Source organism: Anaeropeptidivorans aminofermentans, from assembly GCF_940670685.1.
In the GTDB taxonomy this organism is placed as follows: Bacteria; Bacillota; Clostridia; order Lachnospirales; family UBA5962; genus Anaeropeptidivorans; species Anaeropeptidivorans aminofermentans.
The window spans coordinates 1,067,482-1,089,266 of the sequence record NZ_OW711693.1 but is presented as its reverse complement, the minus strand read 5'-3'; the positions used below and the strand labels follow the sequence as shown (position 1 = coordinate 1,089,266).

Below are 21,785 nucleotides of genomic sequence, written 5' to 3'. Positions count from 1 at the left end.
AAAAGGCGAAAGACGGAAGCCCTTCGCCTGAAATGGGCTGTTTTTCCTGCTCTTTATTTTCTTATATTCCTGAAACACTGATATCTTTTACAATAAGAGAAGGCATGCCAATACCGCCTGCGCCGCCGGGCTCAAATCTTAAATCGGAGCCTATAGCGGTAATATTTTTTAAAACATCATAGAAATTGCCGGCAATGGTTATTTGCTCAACAGGTCTTATGATTTCTCCTTCTTCTACGAGAAATCCTTCCGCAAGAAGGGAAAAGTCGCCGGATATGGCATTGGCCCCTGAATGGAGACCCGCAAGGTCCGTAATGATAAGGCCTTTGCCAAGCTTCTTTTTTAATCCTTCAAAGTCTAAGTCCGAAGGCTCCATATAAAAATTCGTATAGCTTGTTGAAACAGAGCCTTTATAAGAGGGCTTGAAGCCGTTTCCCGTGGGAGGAACACCTTCCTTTAAAGCCGATTTCAAATTATGCATAAAACCTTTTAAAACACCATTTTCAACGATAATCTTATCTTCTGCACAAACCCCCTCAGAGTCAAAGGAAACGTCAGCAAGGCTTTTTTCGTGATAGTGAACATCTTTAATATGAACGATATCCGCAGCTATTTTGCTTCCCGTTTTGCCTTTCAGAAGAGAAAAGCCCTTTTGTACATTTTCACCGTAAAAGCCTTGAACAAATACACTGAAAAGCTCGGAAGCCATATCGTTTCTTAAAATTATATCCGTTTTGCCGCTTCCGCAGGGCTTTGCCCCAAGAGAATCAATAGCCTTTTTAACTGCCTTTTTGCTTAATTGAACAGGGTCAAAATCCTTAAAATCCTTTCCCTGATAAATTTCAAAACCTGTTTTTATATCGTCTCCATCTTTTACTCTTATAATAACATAGGCTATGGCATAACCGTTTTCCTGAGAAAGCTCCAATCCGTAGGAATTAGCGATATAATTATCTCCCTGAACGTTTGAAACAACGGAATAGTCCACCCCTTCCACCCTTTTGTCTTCTTTAAGGGCAGTTTCTTCCATCAGCATCGCCCAGTTTATCTTTTCTTCGGCAGAGGGGATATTAAGCTCGAGGCTTACACCTTTGCTTTCGGGATAGGAATCAGAACCTTTAAAAAGCCTCTCCTCCCCTTCGTCCATAACCTCTGCATTTTCCTTGGCGGAGCTTAAAAGGAAATCGATAACATCACTTTCGATTTTTTCGCTGTAGGAATAACCCATTTTCCCATGATAAAGCCCTCTGAAGCCTACACCATGTAAGACAGCGTTTTTATACTGGGCGATTTCCTTTTCAAATACTCTAACGTCAAATACAAGGCTTTTATCATAATAAAGCTCGTATTCCGAAAAGCCGTATTCCGCGGCTTTTTCAAAAAGCATCTCTTTAAATAATTTTATATCCATTATTTTCTGCCTCCTACAGTAATTTTCTTTACTCTTATGGTAGGCTGGCCTACATTTGCAGGAATAGAACCGCTTATGGAACCGCACATTCCCTGGGCAAGGGCAAGGTTATCCGATACCATATCGATATCCATAAGGATTTCAGAGCCTTTTCCTATTAATGTTGCGCCTCTTACGGGGTTCGTTATTTTGCCCTTTTCTATCATATAGGCTTCGTTTACGGCAAAGTTAAAATCTCCCGTGGCGGTGGATACAGAGCCTCCGCCCATGTTCTTGGCATAAAGACCGTATTCTACAGAAGATATAATATCTTCTTTTTTGTCTGTTCCTGCTGCAAGATAAGTATTATTCATTCTTGAGGTAGGTGCAAATCGATAAGATTCTCTTCTGCCGGAGCCTGTGGAATTCATATTCATTTTAAGGCCATTCAGCTTATCTACTAAATATGATTTTAAAATACCCTTTTCAATGAGAATATTCTTTTGGGTAGGCGTTCCTTCGTCGTCTATGTTAAGGCTTCCCCATTCGTTAGGCATTGCACCGTCGTCTATGGCTGTTACCTTTTCAGAGGCTATTTGCTTACCGAGCTTTCCGCAGAAAACAGAGGCGTTTTTGGCAACGGCAGTAGCTTCCAGGCCGTGACCGCAGGCTTCATGGAATATTACACCCCCAAAGCCGTTATCTATAACTACCGGCATACTTCCACTGGGGCATAAATCTGCCTTTAGCATTGTAACGGCGGTTTCCGCGCTTTTTCTGCCGTATTCTGCCATATTAATTTCTTCAAGAAGCTCAAAGCCCTTTCTTGCGCCTTTTCTTATAAAACCGTTTTGCTTTTCCGTTTCGCTTGAAGCAACAGAAGCAACGGTAATATTCGTTAAAACCCGCTCGTCTTCTGCCCAGAGTCCTTCGCTTGTAATGATGTTAACCTTCTGTACCACATCAGAATAGCTTCCGTTGGTTTGGGTAATTAAGGTGCTGTATTTAAAAGCGCTGTCGGAAGCTTCTTTTAAAAGATCTGAAACTTCCTTTTTAGAAACCTTTTCAGGCATTATTTTAATCGGGGAAATATTACGGGCCTTTTTTACTGTAAAGTCCATAACTCTGATGCCTTCTACAGGGTTTTTAACGGCTTCTGCCGCTTCATCGGCTATTCTCATAAGGTTTTCGTAGGATAAGTCGTTGGTGTAGGCATAGATAGCACCGAAGCCGTCAAATATCCTTAAGCCAAGGCCATAATCAACGCCGCTTACAGCTCTGTCTATACTGCCGTTAATTAAAGTCATACTGTTTTTTACAGTATGCTCAACAAATATTTCCGCAAAGCTTCCTCCTGTTTTTAAAGCCCTTAGAAGCATATCCTTAGCCGTATCTTTGTCTATCAGATATGAAATATTCATTTTAAACTTCCTTTCAGATTATTTTTACAGGTTCAGATATAAATTTATTTAATATAATGTCCTAGGCAGTTTCTGAAAACCGGAAAACCGATGGATATTTTGCAAGAAAGCTTGAATTCGAGAAGAAAACCGCAGAGATAGCACGCATTTACATTTTTGCTTTATGCAAAAATGTTGAGCGTGCAGGTTTACCCTAGGTAAACCTGTACGGCATATCTTGAGGATTTTCGACGATGAAGTCATGCTTTTATGGCAAAATATACTAGAGTTTGGAGTTTTCAGAAACGCCCTAATATTTATTATGCATACCCTTTTATTAAAAGGCAATACTAAAGTAAAAGGAGGTATCGTATGCCGTCATATAACAATATTTTAAGAAGATGCGTAAGGTATCAGTCTATTGACCAAGAAGGCGGGTATTTAAATACACCCAATGAAGATAATCCCCTTTGCAGCTCATGCCTTTTTAACGGAACAAGAGACTGTGCCATTCAAAATAACAGCCACCAGCTGGAAAAGGAAGAATAGCTTCTAAATTTATCCTCAAATTTATTTACTTATTTTAAGTCTTAATTTACTGCATTATATAGTTCATTTGCTTTTATAACTCTGTAAGTATCTGTTTCTAGCGGATATAATAAGAGAAAAGCAAATTGATAATGTTACTATTTCATATTTATTAACTACAAATAACAGAAAGCAGAATTTGCCTGAGCTTATGCCTGAAAGCATAGCGAGGGTAATTTCTGCTTTTTTATTAACACAAACTAGACAGGACAGTTTGGATAAAGTGAATCTAAATTTTATTTTCAAAAAATTAATGACAGAAGAGACAGGCTTTATTACCATATATTTTACTAATTAAAATATTAAACAAAGGCCTGATATACCTTTTATCTACTATTTTAAAACCTTTTTTCAAAGGTTATTAATATTACTTTATGCAAACTCATAAAATTTATTAATTATACTATAAATCTTAATCTTAATGAAACATTTGGCATATTCTATATAAAAGGAGGTTTAATTTATATGTTGGGTTATAGTGTCGATGTCAATATGATCGTACGCCAAGAAAAGATGTATTATAATAATGTTCTGGTATTAAGCTATACAATAGAATTTCCGCAATTTCAATCCATTAGATTTTTCAATGCTACTGAAACCATGAATGAATTTTATAGAATAAAGGCTTCAGAGTATGAAAGATATTGCAGAAATGACCTTTTTAATCTTGCAACAAAGCAGTATAACGAATCGAGAAGTCTAGGTATTCCCGTGAGGCCTTTTGAGGCATCAAATACAACAGATATTACTTATAATCAAAACTGCTCCGTCAGCTTATATATGGACAGGTACGAATATACCGGCGGAGCTCATGGTAATACAATACGCAGAGGTGATACATGGGATCTTCAAGGCTATGGCTTTACAAAGCTGCAGTCTCTTTTTGTACCTGATCTCGATTATAGCAATTACATCTTATCCTTTATAGAAGGGGAAATAAAAAGACAGATTGATAATGGAAATAATATTTATTTTGACAATTATGAAGAAAATGTAGCAGAATATTTTAATATTCATAATTATTATCTTACCGGCTCCGGAATAACAATATTCTTCCAGCAATATCAGATAGCGCCTTATGCGGTAGGTATTCCTGAGTTTATTATTCCTTTTGTAAATCCGAACGTGGTACCGCCCAGATGCGACTAGTATTGCAAGGTAAGGTATGAACAAAATCAGGCGGTGCTTGATTTTGTTCACAAATAAATTTCTCGGGGAGAACTATATTTGATTCAATATGAAATAATATCATTGTCAATTTGCTTTTCTCTTATCTGATATCGTAAATAAACTTAGTAAAGATTACGTTTGTTTACTTATAGACTTAAAGAAACTTATTAAAACTAAAAAGCAAAAAACAATTTTAAATTTTAATAAGTATAACCGTCTCAATCCAAATATTCACTTCGGAATAAAAGCAAATTGACTATATATCCTTGACAAAAATAGAAAAATGTTTATTAGCTACAAGAAGACCCTCACTTGAAAAACGACTTACTGGCTTACCTTACGTAATTTTTCACCCTCGCTTAGTATAATTTCACATTATCGTATCTTTAGCTTTTATAAATATAATTTTGATGCGGTATTATTGTAAGCCTTTAAATTATTCAGTTTTATTTTTTTGTATTTAAAACCAAGCCTTGTGTAGAATTTTAAGGCCCTCTTCTATTTCTAATTCTGTCATCATGCCGTAGCCCATGAACAATGTATTTTCCTTATACATGGACTTATTATTCCAAAAAGGCTTGGTAGGATACACCTTGACCCCATTAACAGCAGCTTTTTCAATGAGCCTGTCTTGCTTTTGCTCAGAAGGGAATTCCATAATAAAGTGAAGCCCTGACCCTTTTCCATAAAGCTTTATTTTATCACCCATAAGCTGTTCTGCGATTTGAACGAATTTATCATGCTTTTTTTTGCATATAATAGCCATTTTACGAGTATGCCTTTCATAGTCCTCGTTTTCTATGAAGCTTGCAAGAATTCTTTGGGTTATCCATGAAACGGGACATGCATAGCCCTTATATCTTTCATGATATTGGGGAAGAAGCCTGTTGGGAAGCACAAGGTAATTTACTCTCATGGAAGGAGAAAGAGATTTTGAAAAGGTTCCCACATAAATCACTCTGTCAAATTTGTCTATGGATTGAAGGGAAGGAACCGGGTTTGAATCATATCGGAATTCGCTGTCATAATCATCCTCTATAATGTATGCGTCATTTTCAGATGCCCATTGGAGAAGCTGTCTCCTTTTTTTTATGGACATTACCGTTCCATAGGGAAATTGATGAGAACATGTTACATATGCTCCGGAAGCCTTTGAAGCGTTAAGAGAAGATAAATCGATTCCCTTTTCATCCGCATATATAGGCTCTATGGTATAATTATTTTTTATAAATACGTCCCTTGGGCCAAGATAGCCCGGCTCTTCAAAGGCAATCGTCTTTTTTTCTCCTAAAAGCCTGCATATAATTTCAATGCAGTAATGAAGGCCGCAGCTTACGATGATTTGTTCGGAAGAACAGATTACTCCTCTTGACCGATAGAGGTATTTTTTAAGCTCTTCTCTTAACATGTAATCTCCGAGATTATCCTGATATTGGTCTATTTTTTCAGAAACCATAGAAGAAAGGGCATTAGCGGTATATTGCTTCCAAAGCTTTACAGGAAATTTATCCATAGGTAGAGCGCCGTATTGAAAATCATATTTATATTTCTCTCTTTTAGCTTCTTCTTTTATACCCCCTATATCGCTTTTGTCAGGCCTGTGTATGAAAAATCCTATCCCCGTATTTTGAACCACAAAACCGGAGCCTGGCTTCGATTCTATATAGCCTTCCAGAGAAAGCTGAGCATATGCCTTCTCTACCGTATTTCTTGCAACCCCAATGTCTTTTGATAATGAACGTATTCCGGGAAGCTTTTCTCCCGTAACAATTTTACCCGAAAGAATTCCTTCCTTTATTTGGTTGTAAATCTGCATATAAAAAGATTCATGAGAATTTTTATCAATGTATATCATATGTTCCTCCAAACTGTCCCCTTAGTTTTATCTAAAACCGTATCTTTTTTTGGGTTCGGTTTCATTGTATAATAATATTATAAATTATTCAATATAAGCTATAGCCTGCTTTGTATTATATTTATTATTATTAATGGAGGTATCTTTATGAATACAATACCTAAAACTTTAACCATAGCCGGCAGTGATTCCAGCGGCGGAGCCGGATTACAGGCCGATTTAAAGACCTTTGAAGAATATGGAACCTACGGCCTTACGGCAATTACCTCTATCGTTACCATGGATCCGGATAACGGCTGGAGCCACGGCGTAACTGCCATAGACCCGTTGCTTTTAAAGCAGCAGATAAAAACAGCAACCGCCGGCGGAGAAATCGCCGCAATGAAAACAGGAATGCTTCCTAATGTTGAAATAATAAAAATAGTTAAGGAAACGCTTGAAAAAGGCGATATAAAAAATATAGTAATTGATCCTGTAATGGTATGCAAGGGCGAAGCCGAGGTTTTAAACCCTGAAAACGCAGACGCCTTAAGGGACATGCTTATTCCTTTAGCAACCGTTGCAACACCCAATCTTTTTGAAGCCGGCGTATTATCCGGCATGGGTAAATTAAAGGGATTAGAAGACATGAAAGAAGCCGCTGTTAAAATATGTGCCTTAGGGGCAAAAAGTGTAGTGATTAAAGGCGGCAAATCATTAGAAAATGGAGACGCCATAGACCTTTTTTACGACGGAAAGGAATTTGAAGTATTTTCACTTCCCAAGCTTCCCACAAATAACAATCACGGCGCCGGCTGTACTTTTGCCGCAGCCGTAGCTGCCGGCCTTGCAACAGGCCTTTCCGTAAGGGACGCAGTTTGCAAAGCAAAAGACTTTGCTTATGCAGCCATAAAGCATGGTTTTGCATTCAATCAATATGTAGGTCCCGTATACCATGCGGCATACCGCCTTTGCAAATAGAGCTAAACAAAAATCAAGATAACAAAAATCGTATATTTTAGATAAAGCTTTTATAATAAAACCGTTTATGAAAATGGATTTTTGTTACTTTCTTAAAAGTTGTTTTGCTTATGGTTTGGGAAATTTCTTACGCTTAGCTTAAAAACATATATCGGCCGTTTATGAAAATAGCAGCCGCCTGACTCTCTCAGGCGGCTGCTATTCTTTTATTTCAAAGTCAATAATTTTTAAAACTCTTTAAGGATGAATAAAGGCGGCTTATTTACGATACTTTCCATAAAGCTTTTGGCGTCGTCATAGCCGTTAACCAGATAAAGCTGCCATGTATCGTTTTCAAAATAGCCTATGAAAAACTTTCCGGATGTAAATTCAAAATATAAGAATTCATCGGTTCCTGAACTGAATAAAAGCGGAAGGTCACTTTCTTCTATGAGCTCGTTTTGCCTCATAACTTCAACTATATTTTGAAAATCGCTTTTCAAATACCTTGAAACTGTGGAAACACTATATTCCGGCAAAAGACTCATATTAAAATCAGGAAGGCTCCTGTTAACATATACTTCGCTTGTGGTCTCTGCCTCGATTCCGGAAAGAATAACATTATAAACATCTCCGCTGAATTCAATAATATAATGCTTTAAAGCGGAAGACTGACCCTTTTCCGAAAGGACGATGCTGATATATTTATCGTCGGCTTTTATCCTTCTTATATCATAGGCCTTTTGAGAATCGTCATATCTGTTTATAGCGTCTATAATTTTAATAAGCTCGTCGGAATCCTTATCATACTTCTTTTGGCTTCCGTGTTCCCATTGATATTTTTCAAGAACAGCCTTTAAATCTTTATTGGGTATGATGCCTCCGGGCTCACTTTCGGAAGAAATCGCATATCCTTCTGACGTTTCATATCCCACAAAAATTTCAAGCTCATCACTGTCGGAAACTCTTAAATCACCGTAGCCCTTTAAGTCTGCAGGCCTTAAAAAGAAGAACAAAGCTCCTTCTTCAGCATATTTAGGGTCCATATCTGTTAAATCAAGCAAATCCTCGGGGAAAACATAGGCCTTTGCAGGAAAGTCATATAAATAGCCATTTTTAGAAACAAAAGAAACCGTTTCATTATAATTTTTATAATAATCCGATACGCTGTAAATCAAATTATCTATCATTTCCCATGTTTCTTCTATCGGTCTATCCAAATCCGCCTCACTGCTTGGCACAGGTTCTGCGCTTTCCGTGGGCTCCGGGCTTTCGGTTTCCTCCTGTTTCGGCTCCTCAGAAGAAGGAGGCGTAAAATCAGGTTCCGGGCTTTCTATAGCGTCGCCTGGCGTATTATCGCCGTTGCCGCCTTTTCCGGCAAAATATATTACAGCCAACGCCGCTATAATAAGGATTACTGCAACAATCCACATATTCCTGCCTTTTTTAAGATTATTGCCACAGTTTTGGCATATATTATCGTTTTCTCCAACAGCAGTCTTGCACTTTTTACATATCATGGTAAACCTCCTGTTAATCCGCAAAAAAAACTGCAGATTAATTTTTATACTAAATAAAAAACAAAAGATGCAAAAATTTCTCAAAAAACTCCTTGAAGCATGGAATTTTTACTGCAAAATTTTTGGCCTTATTAAATTTTATTTATTATATATAAGGCAGACAAACTTTATTTATAAGGCATGTCCGCCGACAGATCACTAATATAAACTAAAAGCCATACTTTATCTATATACGAAAAGCTTTTTAAAAAGTATTATATCTATTATAAAATCTTTATTAAGATTATTTTTAACTGAATAAATCATCGCCATACATATTTAAGACGTTTCATAAATGATTTTTGTTCCACATAAAATGAAATAAATTAAATATTTTTTAAAATATCAGGTCTTCCATTATAAAACGCAAGGGCAAAAACATCAATACAGCAAATCAATTTATACGAAGCAAACTTAAAAATGATATAAGCTGAATAAACTTATAAATCGTTTTCAAGTAAGCGCCCTCTTACCCCTAACGGGCTTTTTTTAAGTTCGTTAGGGATATCTTGATTACCATAGATGTCTTTGCCCTTATAATAGTTTATACTAAGCGAATTTTGAAAAAGATACAAGGGTTAGCTTGTAAGTCTTTTTAGGTAAGCGCCCTCATATAATTATCAAATTTATTTTTAAGATTAATAACTATATTTATGTTTTATATTACTCTTGTATTTTCTTTAAGCCATGCCTTTTCTTCGTCATTAAGATACGGGCTCAGCTTTTCGTAAACGTCCTTATGATAGTCATTAAGCCATTTTGTTTCTTCTTTTGTTAAAAGGTCCTTATCAATGGATTCAAGGTCAAAAGGACAGAACGAAATGGTTTCAAATTCCATAAATTTGCCGTAAGGGCTTTCACCGTATTCCTTAACAAGAATAATATTCTCACTTCTTATGCCATATTGGTTTTCGGCATAAAATCCCGGTTCATTGGAAACAAGCATGCCTTCCTCAAGGCGTATAGGACCTGCCGTAAGATTGATTCTGTGAGGGCCTTCGTGGCAGTTAAGAGCAAAGCCTATGCCGTGACCTGTGCCATGCTTAAAATCAAGGCATTCCTCCCATAAGGGAAGCCTTGCCAAAATATCAAGGTTTGCTCCTGTGGCTCCGTATAAAAATTTTGCTTTCGCTAGAGCAATATGGCATTTTAAAACTAAAGTAAAATTTCTTTTCATTTCTTCCGTTATTTTTCCAAGGGCAAAGGTCCTTGTGATATCTGTAGTTCCTTTAAGATAATTTCCGCCGGAATCCACAAGGAGAAAGCCTTCGGGCTTTATAACGCTGTTTTTATCTTCTGTTGCTCTATAATGGGCTTGAGCAGCATTTCCCCCATAACCGCAAATAGTTGAAAAGCTTGTGTGGACAAAACCTTCTATTTCTTTACGGAGGCTATCCATTTTAAGGCCTGCTTCATATTCGCTTATCGGAGAAGTTTTGCATGCTTCCTTTATCCATATTATAAATTTAACGAGGGCGGCTCCGTCTTTTATGCTTATTTCTTTATTGTTTTCTATTTCGATGGGATTTTTTCTCGCTTTCATATTTGTTGTGATATCAAAATCAAGCTTTACGATTTTTTCATTTTTTATTTCAGAATAAAGAGAATAGCTTGTTTTGGAAGGAGTTATTATAATTTTCCCCGGACTTTCAAGGGTATTTAAAAATTCATTGATGCTTTCATAGGGCATTATTTCAACTTGATCTCTTTTAAGAATATCAAGAACGTCTGAAAGCTTTTCTTCATTTGCAAATAATATAGTTCTTTCTTTCGTCATGACTACATAGGCAGGAAAGCATAAAGTTTCGTCGTCTGCACATCTAAGGTTCAAAAGCCATGCGATATCGTCAAGGGAGGATATAATATAAGTATCGCCCTCTTTTTCCGCCATGCTTTTTCTTACGTCTTCAATTTTTTTAACCCTGTCTGTTCCGCAGTATTTTGTTAAATGGTCAAATACCTTTCCGCCAATGTCCTCAGGCCTGTTTTCCCAAATAGGCCCAAGTAAATCCTTGTTTCCGAAAAGCACTATTTCTTTCTCCTTTAAGGTGTTTTCAAGCTTTTCTGCATCAGATACGCTTAAAGTTCTTGAATCAAAGCCAAGCCTTCCCTTTTCCTTCACTTCATTTTTTATGAAATCAACATAGCTTTTCGTCCCCGGCTCGGAAGTGATGTAAACGTTAAATTCCGTTCCCTTAACCTGCTCTCTGGATTGAATGGAATATCTTCCGTCTGTCCATAAGCCAGCTTTATCTTTCGTTACAACTACAGTTCCTGCAGAGCCTTTAAAGCCTGATATAAACTGAACCCCGTTCCAATACGCTCTGGCATTTTCAGATTGATGCGGGTCCGCCTTAGTTATAAGATAAGCATCTATACCATTTTCAGCCATAAGCCCTCTTAACTTTTCTAATTTTACATTTATACTATCCATGAAGCGCCTCCCGTTATATAATTATTTATATATACTAAGTGAAGATAAAAAATAATGCACACAAGCTTGGAAACCGTTTTTTAAGCAAGCATCTCCTTATAATTCATAAAGAAAGCTTTATCTTTTTGAACCATAACGCCTATCAATTGCACTGTGTTTCTTAAGATATTTTATATATAATTTTCTGTCATATTCATAAAAAGTAAAGCGTTTATGATAACCATAGTAAAACAATGAATTAGCGTAACAAAAATTGTATATTTTGAATGGCTTAAAATAGCGATTCTATATTTTAAGCCATTTATGAAAAATAGATTTTTGTTCTTACCTTAATCTTGTTTTGCTATAATTATAATAAATTATATTCAAGAACACAATAGTTACAAATTCTTAACAATTTTGTTATTACTTTAAAACAATAAAATGTTACCATGTATAGTAGAGTAAATTATAAAATTATGAACAGGAAAGGAGAATTATTGATGAAAAAAAGGCTCTCTGCTCTTTTTGCTTCAATATTTGTGATTTCGTCCTTAACATTTCCTCCTAACGTATACGCTGCTTCCGAAAATCATCTTACAAAACAGCTTGACGTCATGGACGAGGAAACCATGTATACAGATGTCATCAGCGTTAAAGGCCTTATTTCGGCAGATAATTATGTAAAAGGTGTAAAATATGCTTTCCCCGCTTCAGAGCTTGTAATAGAATTAAAAGACGATCTTCCTGCAAACTCTTCTGTAAAGCTTACCCTCCAAAACGGCGTATGGTTTTTCAGAAGCGTTAACCTAAATGGTGACCAATACGCCAATGAATACTACACCGGAGGAATAGAAGAAAAGCTTCCCACCAACTATAATACCACCGTGGGAGAATTCATCCCTACCTCCAGTACGTCAACAAGCGGCGTATATACAAGGATTGTAACAGCTGCCAATGAAATTCCTTACATTCTTCACATAGGTTCAGATGACTCCGTTGCAACTCTTGTAACTTCAAGAGACGGAAAAGAAGGCGAATCCATAAGAGTGCCTTTAGTAACAAGAGCTCTCCAATATGAAGATATGTATGTAACCATAGAAAGCTATAATGAAATAAGCTCTTCCACCCATAAATTTGCCGAAGCTGTACCTTACAGCGGTATTTCAGAAGCAGCAAAGAAAATTAAAAAGAGCATAACAGAGGTTAAAACTCCCGTCGAGGGAAAAACAGTATTTCCCATAGATAAAATAACAATTTCTGAAAAAGTAGTAGGCACCATATCCGAAGGGACTTTTGAAATCACTGCTCCCCAGGGGGTTAAGATACTTCCCGATGTTCCTTCAGATCTTATAAAAGAAAATGACTATAAAGCCCTGAATATGACAGTAAACGGCGAAAGCGCCGTTAAACTCCATCTTTCAGAAAATATCAAATGGACGAAAGATACAAAAAGAAGCGGCTACGGCATAAACGATAAGGACTATACCCTTACTTACCATTACCCTGCCGGTGAGGTAAATTATTCAAGGGTTTTTGTTGAGTTAAAAGGCATTGAAAAATCCAGAAGAGATGAAATCTCAACCCTTACCATAACAGGCCTTAAATTAGTGGCAGACGATACGGTTCCCAAAGGAAATATTAATCTGCAAATTAAAAATTATATGAAAACGAACCTTGAGCCCCAAAGCTTTACCGCAGCAGTAAAAACAGATACAGAATACTATGAAAAGGTTCCTACAGCTCCCGCAAACCTCGAAAATTATTCTATAAACGATTTAATAGAGCTTGACGAATTTAAACTGAAACCTTATATTACGGCAGAAAACGGTCTCGTTCAGCCCCAAAGGGAAGTTTCAAGAGCGGAACTTTGCCAAATGCTCTTTGAGCTTTTTGCAGATAAGGATAAATTTTATGTAGGCAATTTTTATGACGTTTCTGCCCAGTATGCCAATGCAGTAAGTTTCTGCGGTTCAAAGGGCTTCGTTTCAGGGTATACTGACGGAACATTCAGACCGAATAAATCCGTTACCCGTGGAGAAATATCCATAATATTAAATAATATTTTAAAGCTGAATGAAGATGTGGAACTTTCCTTATTGGAAAAAGACCATTGGGCCTATGAAGCAATGGCCCAGCTTGTAAACATCGGAGCCATTTCAGGCTATCCCGATAATACTTTAAGACCCGATGCAACCGTTACAAAGGCGGAAGCTGTTTCAATCATAAGCCGTGCCTTCGGCAGAGGAACAACCCATAGGGACGGACCTTATACTTACACAGATATTCCTTCTGACCACTGGGCTTATTCTTATTTAATGAATGCCCTTCATCCGGCTAAATAATCTCATTTTTCAAACAAAAAGCCTTCCTGATTTTATCAGAAAGGCTTTTTATTTAAAAATCCTTGTAAGAAGCCTTGACAATTTTAGTAATTATGTATATACTAAGCATGTGTCAAAAATGCCGCGGAGTGGAGCAGTCCGGTAGCTCGTCGGGCTCATAACCCGAAGGTCGTAGGTTCAAATCCTGCCTCCGCAATTTAAAACCCCAGTAAACATCCGTGTTTACTGGGGTTTTGTTCGTATATTTTTATATTATATTCTCTGAAACTAGCAATGCAAAATTTTTTACGATTTGATTTAAACCTTCTTATATAAAATTAACTTTTAGAAAGAATAATCAAGATGTCAGGATCATCTATCTGCCAATTGGGAATATAAAGCTTTCCATTATAATACTCCATGCTGCAGATTTTTTCAAAATAATTTTTATACATATTGGCATTTGCTATGGTATTTATAATATTTTTCTTGCTATCAATCATTCTAATTGCATGGTTTTGTGTATCGCCAATATAAATATTATTATCTTCGTCAATAGATAAGGCCCATGGACCATTAAAGAATTTATTTGGATTGCTGCCTAAGGTAGCATTTATTACTTTACCCCATCTCTTGAATATCCTCCTGTTTCATTGCCGCATATGGTCATAACCTTTTTATTTTTTATATCTATCATTCTAATGGCATAGTTTTTGCTGTCCAGAACATAAATATTTTCATTAGCACCTAATCGAATATCGTATATCCAGTTAAATAATGCCTTAGAATAACCTATGGTATCTATTTGAAACCTGGGTATACCTTGTCCTATAGTTTCTAATTAAATTCCTGTTAAAATCGAAGTGAAGCACTTTATAGCCTTGTATGTCATTAACCCGTATAGTAGTATCCTTTTTATCATACACACAGTTTGCAATGTCAATAATATTGGCCTTTTCCTTGTCAATAAGAGGCATAAATTTATTTGTGTCTAAATTCATTCTATAAATAAATTTTTGTCCCGAAATCAGCAAGGAGTTATAATGAAAGGCTTTGTCAGGATATTTAGGCTCTTTTATGTTGATTTGATAGTGAACTGGAGATAACTAGGATTATTTGCGCCGGCAGTCCATTCTACGGTACCATTATAGATACAGCCTATGTAATTTCCTGAGAATTCTGCTAAATAAACATGACCTAAGGGTCATGAAAACCAAATGAAGAGATGCCATTAATTAATTTTTTGTTGCTACGCTCTATTTTTCTGAGAGTCCATTTACTCATAATATCCTCTATTTCTAATTCCTAATTTACTGTAATTAACTTAACATATTGATTATTATTTCTATAGATTTATACTGTAATTTAAATTGTTACAATTAATTCTTATAGCTATTGACTACTTTATCTTTAAATATATTTTCTATGGAATTAATATAAAACATAAAAGAAATATTCTTAATATCAAATTTATTCTGCCAAAACAAAGAATATGGTTTTCATAGTATATTTTAAGATAAAGTATTAGGTATGATTTAATTATAAGTTATTTTAAAACCACATTAAATTAATAAATATAAGATTATTTTTAATGATATACAGTCTATAGTTATCACATAATGATAAAGCAATCTCTTTTGCTCGTAAATGCGGTTGCTCTGATACAGAAAGCATTCGGTAATGTTATTACATGATCTCACCATCTGAATACCACCCGCCGCCTGCTCTATTCTCTTCATTAATGCCTGATGTCAACTATATTCTTAACTTATATTTATGACCGCAACAGGCGGTGTTATCAGCGGATGCCAGATGACTGGATAGAGAAGAACGTATGGATACTGAAACTTGGCGAATTAGTGAAAGAGTGATATTCCGTAAAATTTCAAATTGTAGAACGGTATGTAACCAATTTATTAAAAATTGAGTTAAAAGAATAAGAAATTAACCGAGTCAACCGTCTTGTCAAAACTTCCGGATTTAAGGTGGGTTTACCTGAATGAATAATATTGCCATTCTCCCAGGCATTGCAAAAGAAGAAATAATTGCCCTTCGTTTTTGGGATAAGAAAGAGAATCTGATACTGTTGGGTGAAGTTGGATTATATAAATCGCATCTAGAATTGCTTTGTCTTTATGGCTTACCAGCGCGGTATGCATACCGCTCCTTTACTGCCGCTTCACTGGCAAATATCCTGTTGGAACGAAACAACAAAAACGTATGCTCAAAAGCTTTCTTATAATGCTGAATAAAGTTGAATTTATTTAAATTCACGGTTATAGATGAAATGGGCTTTGTGTCTTACATAAAGATGCTGAGGGGTTGCTTTTCAGATAGTATTGGATTGTTACAAGCGTAAAAGCCTGATAATCACTTTAAATTTAAAGTTTAGCCAATGGAATACTGTTTTTGGAAATAATCGGCTAACTGCAACTTTGGTAGAAAGGTTAATACATCATTCGTATATTTTTGTGTTCACAAGTGAAAGCCTTAACCTCTTATAACTATGAAAAGTCTGTTAAAAAATAGGAACTAGAAAAGTAGCAATTCACCAAAGCATCATGTGAATTACTACTTTTTTACGTTCATTATATTTATAACTATGGGGTAATCTTAATGACAGGGTTTAACATTACCACGCGGTTTGGCTTACTGTGACAAATATAGATACTATGTAATAAATATAACTTCAAAAAGTCATGATAAGCCAGTATATACTTGTTATTTGACAGATTTTAGTCGAATATTTATATCAAGAAAACTAACCAGTGAAAGGAGTGCTTTATGCCTGATGTGAATTAGTGATATAGATAATAACCATCATTAAATAATATCAGAGTTGTGAGTGTGGCAATACTACGTATTTTGTATATACTGTCTGGTTAATCCCAATAAATATTAAATAAATACCAATCGCCTGTATTTTCAAAATTTTCCAGTACTAATGTATATTTCCGCTTATAGGTTTTTGGGTAATAGGCAATTATTGCTGCCGGAGAAATTCTTATATCATTTTTTATGTGAATCAGGTCTTTTCTTCTCATGTTATTAAAGGATTTATAGATAAAATAACGAAATTATTCTCCTATCAAAACGGTAGTTTTACTAGTTATAAAATCAATCTCTGATAGATTAATTCCACTATCGGTAATAAGATAGTCAATGTCAGACCATTTGCCGCAATGGAATAACCCCTGTCGTTTAAGCTTACTGCTGTCGGATACGACAATGGTTTTATTGCTATGTTCGAGCATGGCCTGTTTAACCTGGGCTTCCTCGTACGAAAGTGTGCTGGGGCCTTTATCATCAAGGCTATCGGTGCCGATAAAGGCCAGGTCAACCGTAAGCGTCTTTATAATATCTGTAGCCCAGGCGCCTGTAACCGCCCTGCTGGAACCACGCAATTTACCGCCAAGGCATAAAATATTATTCGATGTGTTTGCCAGTACCTGGGCAATAATCAATGAATTTGTGATAACAGTAATATTTTCTTTTAAAGTCAGCAGTTTTGCTATATGAAATGTGGTACTGCCGCCATCCATCATAATTATTGCGTTATCTGGTATCAATTCCAAAGCCTTGATTGCAATCTGTGCTTTCGGCTCTATATTTTCACTTTCTTTAATTGATATCGGGCGCTCTAAAAAAGAGCTGGCAGATACGGCACCGCCATGACTTTTTTTGACAATACCTTGCTCTTCTAAAAATATCAGATCTTTCCGTATGGTTTCTGTTGTGACATGAAAGTGTTTTGCAATATCACTTACTTTAGCACTGCCTTCACTCACAATAATTTGTGCAAGTTTATTTCTTCTTTCAGCGGTTATGGATTTTGATTTCATACAATACCTTCCTTAATTTACTCTTAATACTAAAATAACATATGAAAGCCAAAACGTCAAAGTGATTGGTATAAGTTGCGATAAACCGATAGAATAACTGCCTTTGCTTTGACTTCGGATTATTGTAATGCTATACTTATTTTAAATAACATTTTTAGTCTGTTTCTTCTGTAAGACCCGTCTTTTTTCATGCTGGATTGTATCTGATAAAGCTATGTAAGAAGGGATGGTTTACATGCCTCAAAATAAAGTTAAACTATCAAAAAATGCCCGTCAAGTAATGGATTTTCTATTTACAAACCAAAGCCACGCTTCTGTATCCAAAATGGAGAAGCAACTTAAAATTTCCCGTCGTTCTGTTTACTATGCAATAAATAATATTGATGAATATCTATTATCAATGAAACTCAGACCATTACAAACCGATAAAAACGGCTATTTTATTCCAGAAGCTCAGAAAGAAAAATTACTGGGGAAAATGGGGCCTGTAAACGTTGTTTTGGATTCTAAAGTACGCAATTACTATCTTATATGCTGTGTTATTTATCCCCGAGAGCCTATTTATTTAACTACATTAACCGATTTGCTCGGAATGTCGCGGAATACAATTATAAATGATTTAGCTGAGGTTAAACAGGTATTGGAAAAATCCGGACTTAGCTTTTTATTCAGCAAAAAGGCAGGTTATTCTGTTCAGGGAGAGGAATTTCGAAAGCGGTCAGTGTTATTGCATTATACTTCATTGCTGCTTAAGTGCATTAATTACAGAAACTTGCCCCTATACAAAATAGATATACTTGAGCATATATGGAATAGGCTTAAGATAGTATTAAAGCAGCTTGGAATTATAATTACTGAAGAGCGTCAAATAGCTATGGCCTGCCTGATATATGTGTTGGTCCATAATGAGGAAGATAGCTATGATTTTAATGTAATGGATTTAAAAACCCTGTATGCTTCTAAAGAGTTCAAGCTGATAAAAGACAATTTTACAGAATTAAAAGAGCATCAAATGTTGTATTTGACGATACATTTGTTAGGTTTTCGGGAAAACAGGGATTTTCTTCAGGATACGGAACTTATTAGCAAACAGCAGGATATAAAAACATTGACCTTGTCCAGGGAGCTGGTAAACACTTTTGAGAGAATTGCTTGTATACAATTCAATGAAAAGGAAAATTTGGTAAATTCCATTTATCTGCATTTAAAACTGTCTTTATATATTTATTCTTATTCCGCATCCTTCATAAATCCGCTGGCAGAAGAGATTAAAGAGAACTATCAGGATTTATTTAAAATTACGGCTTATTGTTGTAAATATCATCAAGAACAATTCCCATTCCCGCTTTTTGAAGAGGAAATCGCTTATCTGAGTATGCATTTCGGTTCCTCCCTGAATAAAGGAGTATTACAGCAAAAACGGTTTAATGCTTTGATTGTCTGCCCCAACGGAAAAACCACATCGGCACTTTTGCAAAATGAGATTGATACTTATTTTGAGCAAATACGAATTCTGGCGGCAGTACCGATAGAACAAATTGATAATTATGATAATGTTGACTTTGTAATTGCAACAGTAAAATTTGAGAGCCGCCATCCGGTTATACTGGTAAATCCCATATTAACACCGGAAGACAGGTCCCAAATTGCTTCTTTCCTGATGACCTCTCCTTTTGCGTATAGAGTCAATCAGAGACAGTACAATAAGATATTATCAGTTATTGGAAAACATGTGAATCAGGAAACTTTGGTTAAAATACGCAATGAACTCTATGAAATGATGAATATGGGAGAGTCACTTTTACATATTGAAGAAAATAAAGTAGCAGGCATTGTGGAAATGTTCGAGACCTTCGGTATTCGTTTCGATGAAACGGCAGGTATGGACTGGCGGAAGGCTATATACAATGCTTCCAGTATATTAGTAGATGAAAAGTACATAACGAATGGCTATGTGACAAAAATGATTAATTTGGTGGAGCAGCATGGACCTTATATCGTTGTTAATGAGAGGATGGCCATTGCCCATGCCAATCCAGCGGATGGGGTACGGAGACTTGCGTTAACCTGCACAATATTTCCTAATGGCCTTGATTTTGGAAGATTCAATATACAGTTTCTCTTTGTATTGGCTACGCCAAATCAAAATGACCATCTTTATTTACTGAGGGAGATAGTGCATCTGTATGAAAATCCTCATATATTGGATAAGCTGTTACGCTCGAATTCATTTAATGCCGTTGATATAGTCAGAGAATTTTTTAAAAATCATAAATTCCCCAATTAAAACAAATATATATAATTATAATTTCCAATAAGTACAATTTATTTCACGAAATATGTGCAAATAATAGCAGATAATTATGTATTATTCCTCATAGGTAGATGGTAAGATATTGTTGTAACCGTCATATATGTCAAAAGCTAAAAGGAGAAGGCGTATATGTTTATCATTTGTTTGAGAAAGGGGAATTTTGAATGAACATGATTTTGGGTTTTTTGGAACAATTCCTTCAGCAAGGCTCTTTGATGGTAGGGTTAATGGCTTTTATTGGACTGGCGATTCAGAAAAAACCGGTATCTGACATTATTAAGGGCACTGTAAAAACAATTGTAGGTTTTTTGCTAATCGGTGCAGGTGCAGGTGTTGTCATAGGCGGCTTGACGCCGCTGAATGATTTACTGGCTGCTGCTTTTAATGTTACAGGCATTGTACCGATTAATGAAGTAATGTTTGCGGTATCTGTAACTCAGTATGGCACACAGATGGCGGCAATACTTGCGATTGGTTGGATATTGAATTTATTTTTAGCTCGATTCTCAAATTTCAAGAATATTTATTTAACTGGCCATGAGGCCATGTGGATTTCAACGGTTATGGCAATCGCTTTAAACTGGGCTGGATTGCCTTACTGGCAGGTCGTTGTCGGCGGCGGTATGTTCGTAGGTTTATATATGACGGTTGCGCCAAGTATGATTCAAAAATCTGTTGCAAAAGTTATAGGCAATAATGATGTTGGTGTAGCCCATACCGGTACAGTTTTTTACTGGGTTGCCGCCGCCATAGCAAAAGTAGTGGGCAATAAGGAAAAATCAGCAGAAGATTTAAATATTCCAAAAAGTTTAAACTTCCTTCGGGATTTAACGGTTTCCTTATCGCTGGCAATGTTAATTGTTTATTTTGTAGTTTGCCTTGTTGTCAATATAGCGATGCCGGAAGTTATCAAAGAAGTTTATGGTGAAAGCAATTGGTTTATCTCTATTATTATCAGTTCCATGAATTTCGCGGCTGGGGTTTATGTAATTCAGGCTGGTGTCCGTATGGTTTTGGCAGACTTATTGCCGGCTTTTAAAGGCATCGCCGATAAGCTGATTCCAGATGCAAGAGCTTGTCTTGATATTCCTGTTTTGTATCCATACCAGCCCAATTCTGTGCTTCTTGGGTTTCTGGTTTCAACTGTTGCGGGACTTGTGGCCTTCTTTATCCAGCTGGCATTAGTTGGTTCGGGGGTAGATTTACCTGTTATTATTCCTACGTTGTTTACCTCATTCTTTTTTGGCGCGACATTTGGAGCTTTATGCAACAAAGAAGGCGGTGTGCGAGGTGTTGTAATCGGTTCATTTATCGCAATGATAATTGCGCAGTTTATTCCGTCTTTCCTGATTTCCATAGGGAATGTTATGATGGAAAACACAACATTTGGCGGCGGCGATACCGGCGTTGTAGGTATTTTCTTTGGCTTGCTGTCCAGGTACATAAATGGTCAGGTAATATTTGGCGTTATTATTGTTCTGTTTCTGTTGCCGCTTATTACGGCAAGATTTAGGAAACCTTCCCAAACAGTTTAGGAGGATTAATATGTCTGTTAAAAAAATACTATGTTGCTGTATGTCTGGCCTTGGTTCATCTTTTATGGTTGAAATGAATGTAAAAAAGGTATTGGAGCAATTGGGTCTTGGAGATATTGAGGTTACCCACAGCGGAATTAATGATGTATCCCCTGGTATTGCGGATTTATTTGTTTGCTCGTCGGATATGGAGGAATCCTGTAAGGCATATGGTGAAACGATTCCCCTTGAAAATCTGATGTCTATAGATGAGATTAGAAGTAAACTTAAAGCATATTTTGAACAAAAAAATTAGTTTATATTAGCACAATTTAAATATTTATTGGATAATGGCCTAAAGCCGGTATCCATGATATCGGTTTTAGGCCTGTTCCATGACTGCAATAAATTAGTATTTAATTTATGTTTATTTCGGTTCACTTACGAATGGACCGACATCAAATCAATATTGGAGTG

Annotated in this window: 16 protein-coding genes and 1 tRNA gene; 10 read left to right on the top strand and 7 right to left on the bottom strand. The window is 36.1% G+C overall.

What is annotated here, in order from left to right:
• Positions 1-61: 61 nt before the first annotated feature.
• Positions 62-1,411 carry a TldD/PmbA family protein gene (locus NBX03_RS04480; RefSeq protein ID WP_250229553.1) on the bottom strand — a complete coding sequence of 450 codons (1,350 nt, stop codon included), beginning with the start codon at positions 1,409-1,411 and terminating at the stop codon, positions 62-64.
• Positions 1,411-2,811, bottom strand: a complete 1,401-nt coding sequence (locus tag NBX03_RS04475) for a TldD/PmbA family protein (RefSeq protein WP_250229552.1) — start codon at positions 2,809-2,811, stop codon at positions 1,411-1,413. The genes NBX03_RS04480 and NBX03_RS04475 overlap by 1 nt, the downstream gene beginning before the upstream one ends.
• A gap of 351 nt (positions 2,812-3,162) precedes the next feature.
• Here NBX03_RS04475 and NBX03_RS04470 point away from each other — a divergent pair, with 351 nt between their 5' ends.
• Both NBX03_RS04470 and NBX03_RS04465 read left to right on the top strand, forming a co-directional pair.
• A complete protein-coding gene (locus tag NBX03_RS04470; protein ID WP_250229551.1) occupies positions 3,163-3,339 on the top strand; it encodes a hypothetical protein in 177 nt (58 codons plus the stop codon).
• Positions 3,340-3,843: 504 nt separating this feature from the next.
• Complete coding sequence (locus NBX03_RS04465; RefSeq protein WP_250229550.1) at positions 3,844-4,527, top strand: DUF3298 and DUF4163 domain-containing protein; 684 nt, start codon at positions 3,844-3,846, stop codon at positions 4,525-4,527.
• A gap of 481 nt (positions 4,528-5,008) precedes the next feature.
• Here the strand turns inward: NBX03_RS04465 and pdxR are convergent, their stop codons facing one another.
• The gene (gene pdxR, locus NBX03_RS04460; RefSeq protein WP_250229549.1) at positions 5,009-6,403 is read right to left on the bottom strand and encodes a MocR-like pyridoxine biosynthesis transcription factor PdxR; all 1,395 of its coding nucleotides are present in this window, start codon (positions 6,401-6,403) and stop codon (positions 5,009-5,011) included.
• A 147-nt stretch (positions 6,404-6,550) separates the two neighbouring features.
• Between pdxR and thiD the strand changes: the two genes are divergently transcribed.
• Positions 6,551-7,363: a bifunctional hydroxymethylpyrimidine kinase/phosphomethylpyrimidine kinase gene (thiD, locus tag NBX03_RS04455; protein WP_250229548.1), complete on the top strand. Its 813-nt coding sequence runs from the start codon at positions 6,551-6,553 to the stop codon at positions 7,361-7,363.
• Between the two features lie 227 nt (positions 7,364-7,590).
• On the opposite strand, the gene NBX03_RS04450 is transcribed toward thiD, so the two are convergent.
• Together NBX03_RS04450 and NBX03_RS04445 are read right to left on the bottom strand one after the other, a co-directional pair.
• Positions 7,591-8,862 (bottom strand): hypothetical protein, encoded by a 1,272-nt coding sequence (locus tag NBX03_RS04450; RefSeq protein WP_250229547.1) that lies wholly within the window; start codon positions 8,860-8,862, stop codon positions 7,591-7,593.
• Positions 8,863-9,559: 697 nt separating this feature from the next.
• Complete coding sequence (locus NBX03_RS04445) at positions 9,560-11,335, bottom strand: aminopeptidase P family protein (RefSeq protein WP_250229546.1); 1,776 nt, start codon at positions 11,333-11,335, stop codon at positions 9,560-9,562.
• Between the two features lie 482 nt (positions 11,336-11,817).
• On the opposite strand from NBX03_RS04445, the gene NBX03_RS04440 reads away from it, so the two are divergent.
• Positions 11,818-13,659, top strand: a complete 1,842-nt coding sequence (locus NBX03_RS04440; protein ID WP_250229545.1) for an S-layer homology domain-containing protein — start codon at positions 11,818-11,820, stop codon at positions 13,657-13,659.
• A 122-nt stretch (positions 13,660-13,781) separates the two neighbouring features.
• Positions 13,782-13,855 (top strand) — tRNA-Met (locus NBX03_RS04435).
• A gap of 121 nt (positions 13,856-13,976) precedes the next feature.
• Here the strand turns inward: NBX03_RS04435 and NBX03_RS16130 are convergent.
• Positions 13,977-14,255 (bottom strand): hypothetical protein, encoded by a 279-nt coding sequence (locus NBX03_RS16130; protein ID WP_408628557.1) that lies wholly within the window; start codon positions 14,253-14,255, stop codon positions 13,977-13,979.
• A gap of 1,382 nt (positions 14,256-15,637) precedes the next feature.
• On the opposite strand from NBX03_RS16130, the gene NBX03_RS04430 reads away from it, so the two are divergent.
• Together NBX03_RS04430 and NBX03_RS16125 are read left to right on the top strand one after the other, a co-directional pair.
• The gene (locus NBX03_RS04430; RefSeq protein ID WP_250229544.1) at positions 15,638-15,880 is read left to right on the top strand and encodes an ATP-binding protein; all 243 of its coding nucleotides are present in this window, start codon (positions 15,638-15,640) and stop codon (positions 15,878-15,880) included.
• 97 nt (positions 15,881-15,977) lie between these two features.
• Positions 15,978-16,142, top strand: a complete 165-nt coding sequence (locus tag NBX03_RS16125) for an ATP-binding protein (protein WP_408628547.1) — start codon at positions 15,978-15,980, stop codon at positions 16,140-16,142.
• 573 nt (positions 16,143-16,715) lie between these two features.
• Here NBX03_RS16125 and NBX03_RS04425 read toward each other — a convergent pair.
• A complete protein-coding gene (locus NBX03_RS04425; RefSeq protein WP_250229543.1) occupies positions 16,716-17,480 on the bottom strand; it encodes a DeoR/GlpR family DNA-binding transcription regulator in 765 nt (254 codons plus the stop codon).
• Between the two features lie 235 nt (positions 17,481-17,715).
• Here NBX03_RS04425 and NBX03_RS04420 point away from each other — a divergent pair, with 235 nt between their 5' ends.
• From NBX03_RS04420 to NBX03_RS04410, 3 genes are all read left to right on the top strand, one after another.
• Complete coding sequence (locus tag NBX03_RS04420; protein ID WP_250229542.1) at positions 17,716-19,767, top strand: BglG family transcription antiterminator; 2,052 nt, start codon at positions 17,716-17,718, stop codon at positions 19,765-19,767.
• 191 nt (positions 19,768-19,958) lie between these two features.
• Positions 19,959-21,329 (top strand): PTS ascorbate transporter subunit IIC, encoded by a 1,371-nt coding sequence (locus NBX03_RS04415; protein ID WP_250229541.1) that lies wholly within the window; start codon positions 19,959-19,961, stop codon positions 21,327-21,329.
• Between the two features lie 10 nt (positions 21,330-21,339).
• Positions 21,340-21,624, top strand: a complete 285-nt coding sequence (locus tag NBX03_RS04410; RefSeq protein WP_250229540.1) for a PTS sugar transporter subunit IIB — start codon at positions 21,340-21,342, stop codon at positions 21,622-21,624.
• Positions 21,625-21,785 lie beyond the last annotated feature (161 nt).

Bases quoted from the DNA above. Each gene is read 5' to 3' on its own strand.
- NBX03_RS04480 (WP_250229553.1), bottom strand. From the start codon at position 1,411: ATGGATATAAAATTATTTAAAGAGATGCTTTTTGAAAAAGCCGCGGAA.
- NBX03_RS04475 (WP_250229552.1), bottom strand. From the start codon at position 2,811: ATGAATATTTCATATCTGATAGACAAAGATACGGCTAAGGATATGCTT.
- NBX03_RS04470 (WP_250229551.1), top strand. From the start codon at position 3,163: ATGCCGTCATATAACAATATTTTAAGAAGATGCGTAAGGTATCAGTCT.
- NBX03_RS04465 (WP_250229550.1), top strand. From the start codon at position 3,844: ATGTTGGGTTATAGTGTCGATGTCAATATGATCGTACGCCAAGAAAAG.
- pdxR (WP_250229549.1), bottom strand. From the start codon at position 6,403: ATGATATACATTGATAAAAATTCTCATGAATCTTTTTATATGCAGATT.
- thiD (WP_250229548.1), top strand. From the start codon at position 6,551: ATGAATACAATACCTAAAACTTTAACCATAGCCGGCAGTGATTCCAGC.
- NBX03_RS04450 (WP_250229547.1), bottom strand. From the start codon at position 8,862: ATGATATGTAAAAAGTGCAAGACTGCTGTTGGAGAAAACGATAATATA.
- NBX03_RS04445 (WP_250229546.1), bottom strand. From the start codon at position 11,335: ATGGATAGTATAAATGTAAAATTAGAAAAGTTAAGAGGGCTTATGGCT.
- NBX03_RS04440 (WP_250229545.1), top strand. From the start codon at position 11,818: ATGAAAAAAAGGCTCTCTGCTCTTTTTGCTTCAATATTTGTGATTTCG.
- NBX03_RS04430 (WP_250229544.1), top strand. From the start codon at position 15,638: ATGAATAATATTGCCATTCTCCCAGGCATTGCAAAAGAAGAAATAATT.
- NBX03_RS04425 (WP_250229543.1), bottom strand. From the start codon at position 17,480: ATGAAATCAAAATCCATAACCGCTGAAAGAAGAAATAAACTTGCACAA.
- NBX03_RS04420 (WP_250229542.1), top strand. From the start codon at position 17,716: ATGCCTCAAAATAAAGTTAAACTATCAAAAAATGCCCGTCAAGTAATG.
- NBX03_RS04415 (WP_250229541.1), top strand. From the start codon at position 19,959: ATGAACATGATTTTGGGTTTTTTGGAACAATTCCTTCAGCAAGGCTCT.
- NBX03_RS04410 (WP_250229540.1), top strand. From the start codon at position 21,340: ATGTCTGTTAAAAAAATACTATGTTGCTGTATGTCTGGCCTTGGTTCA.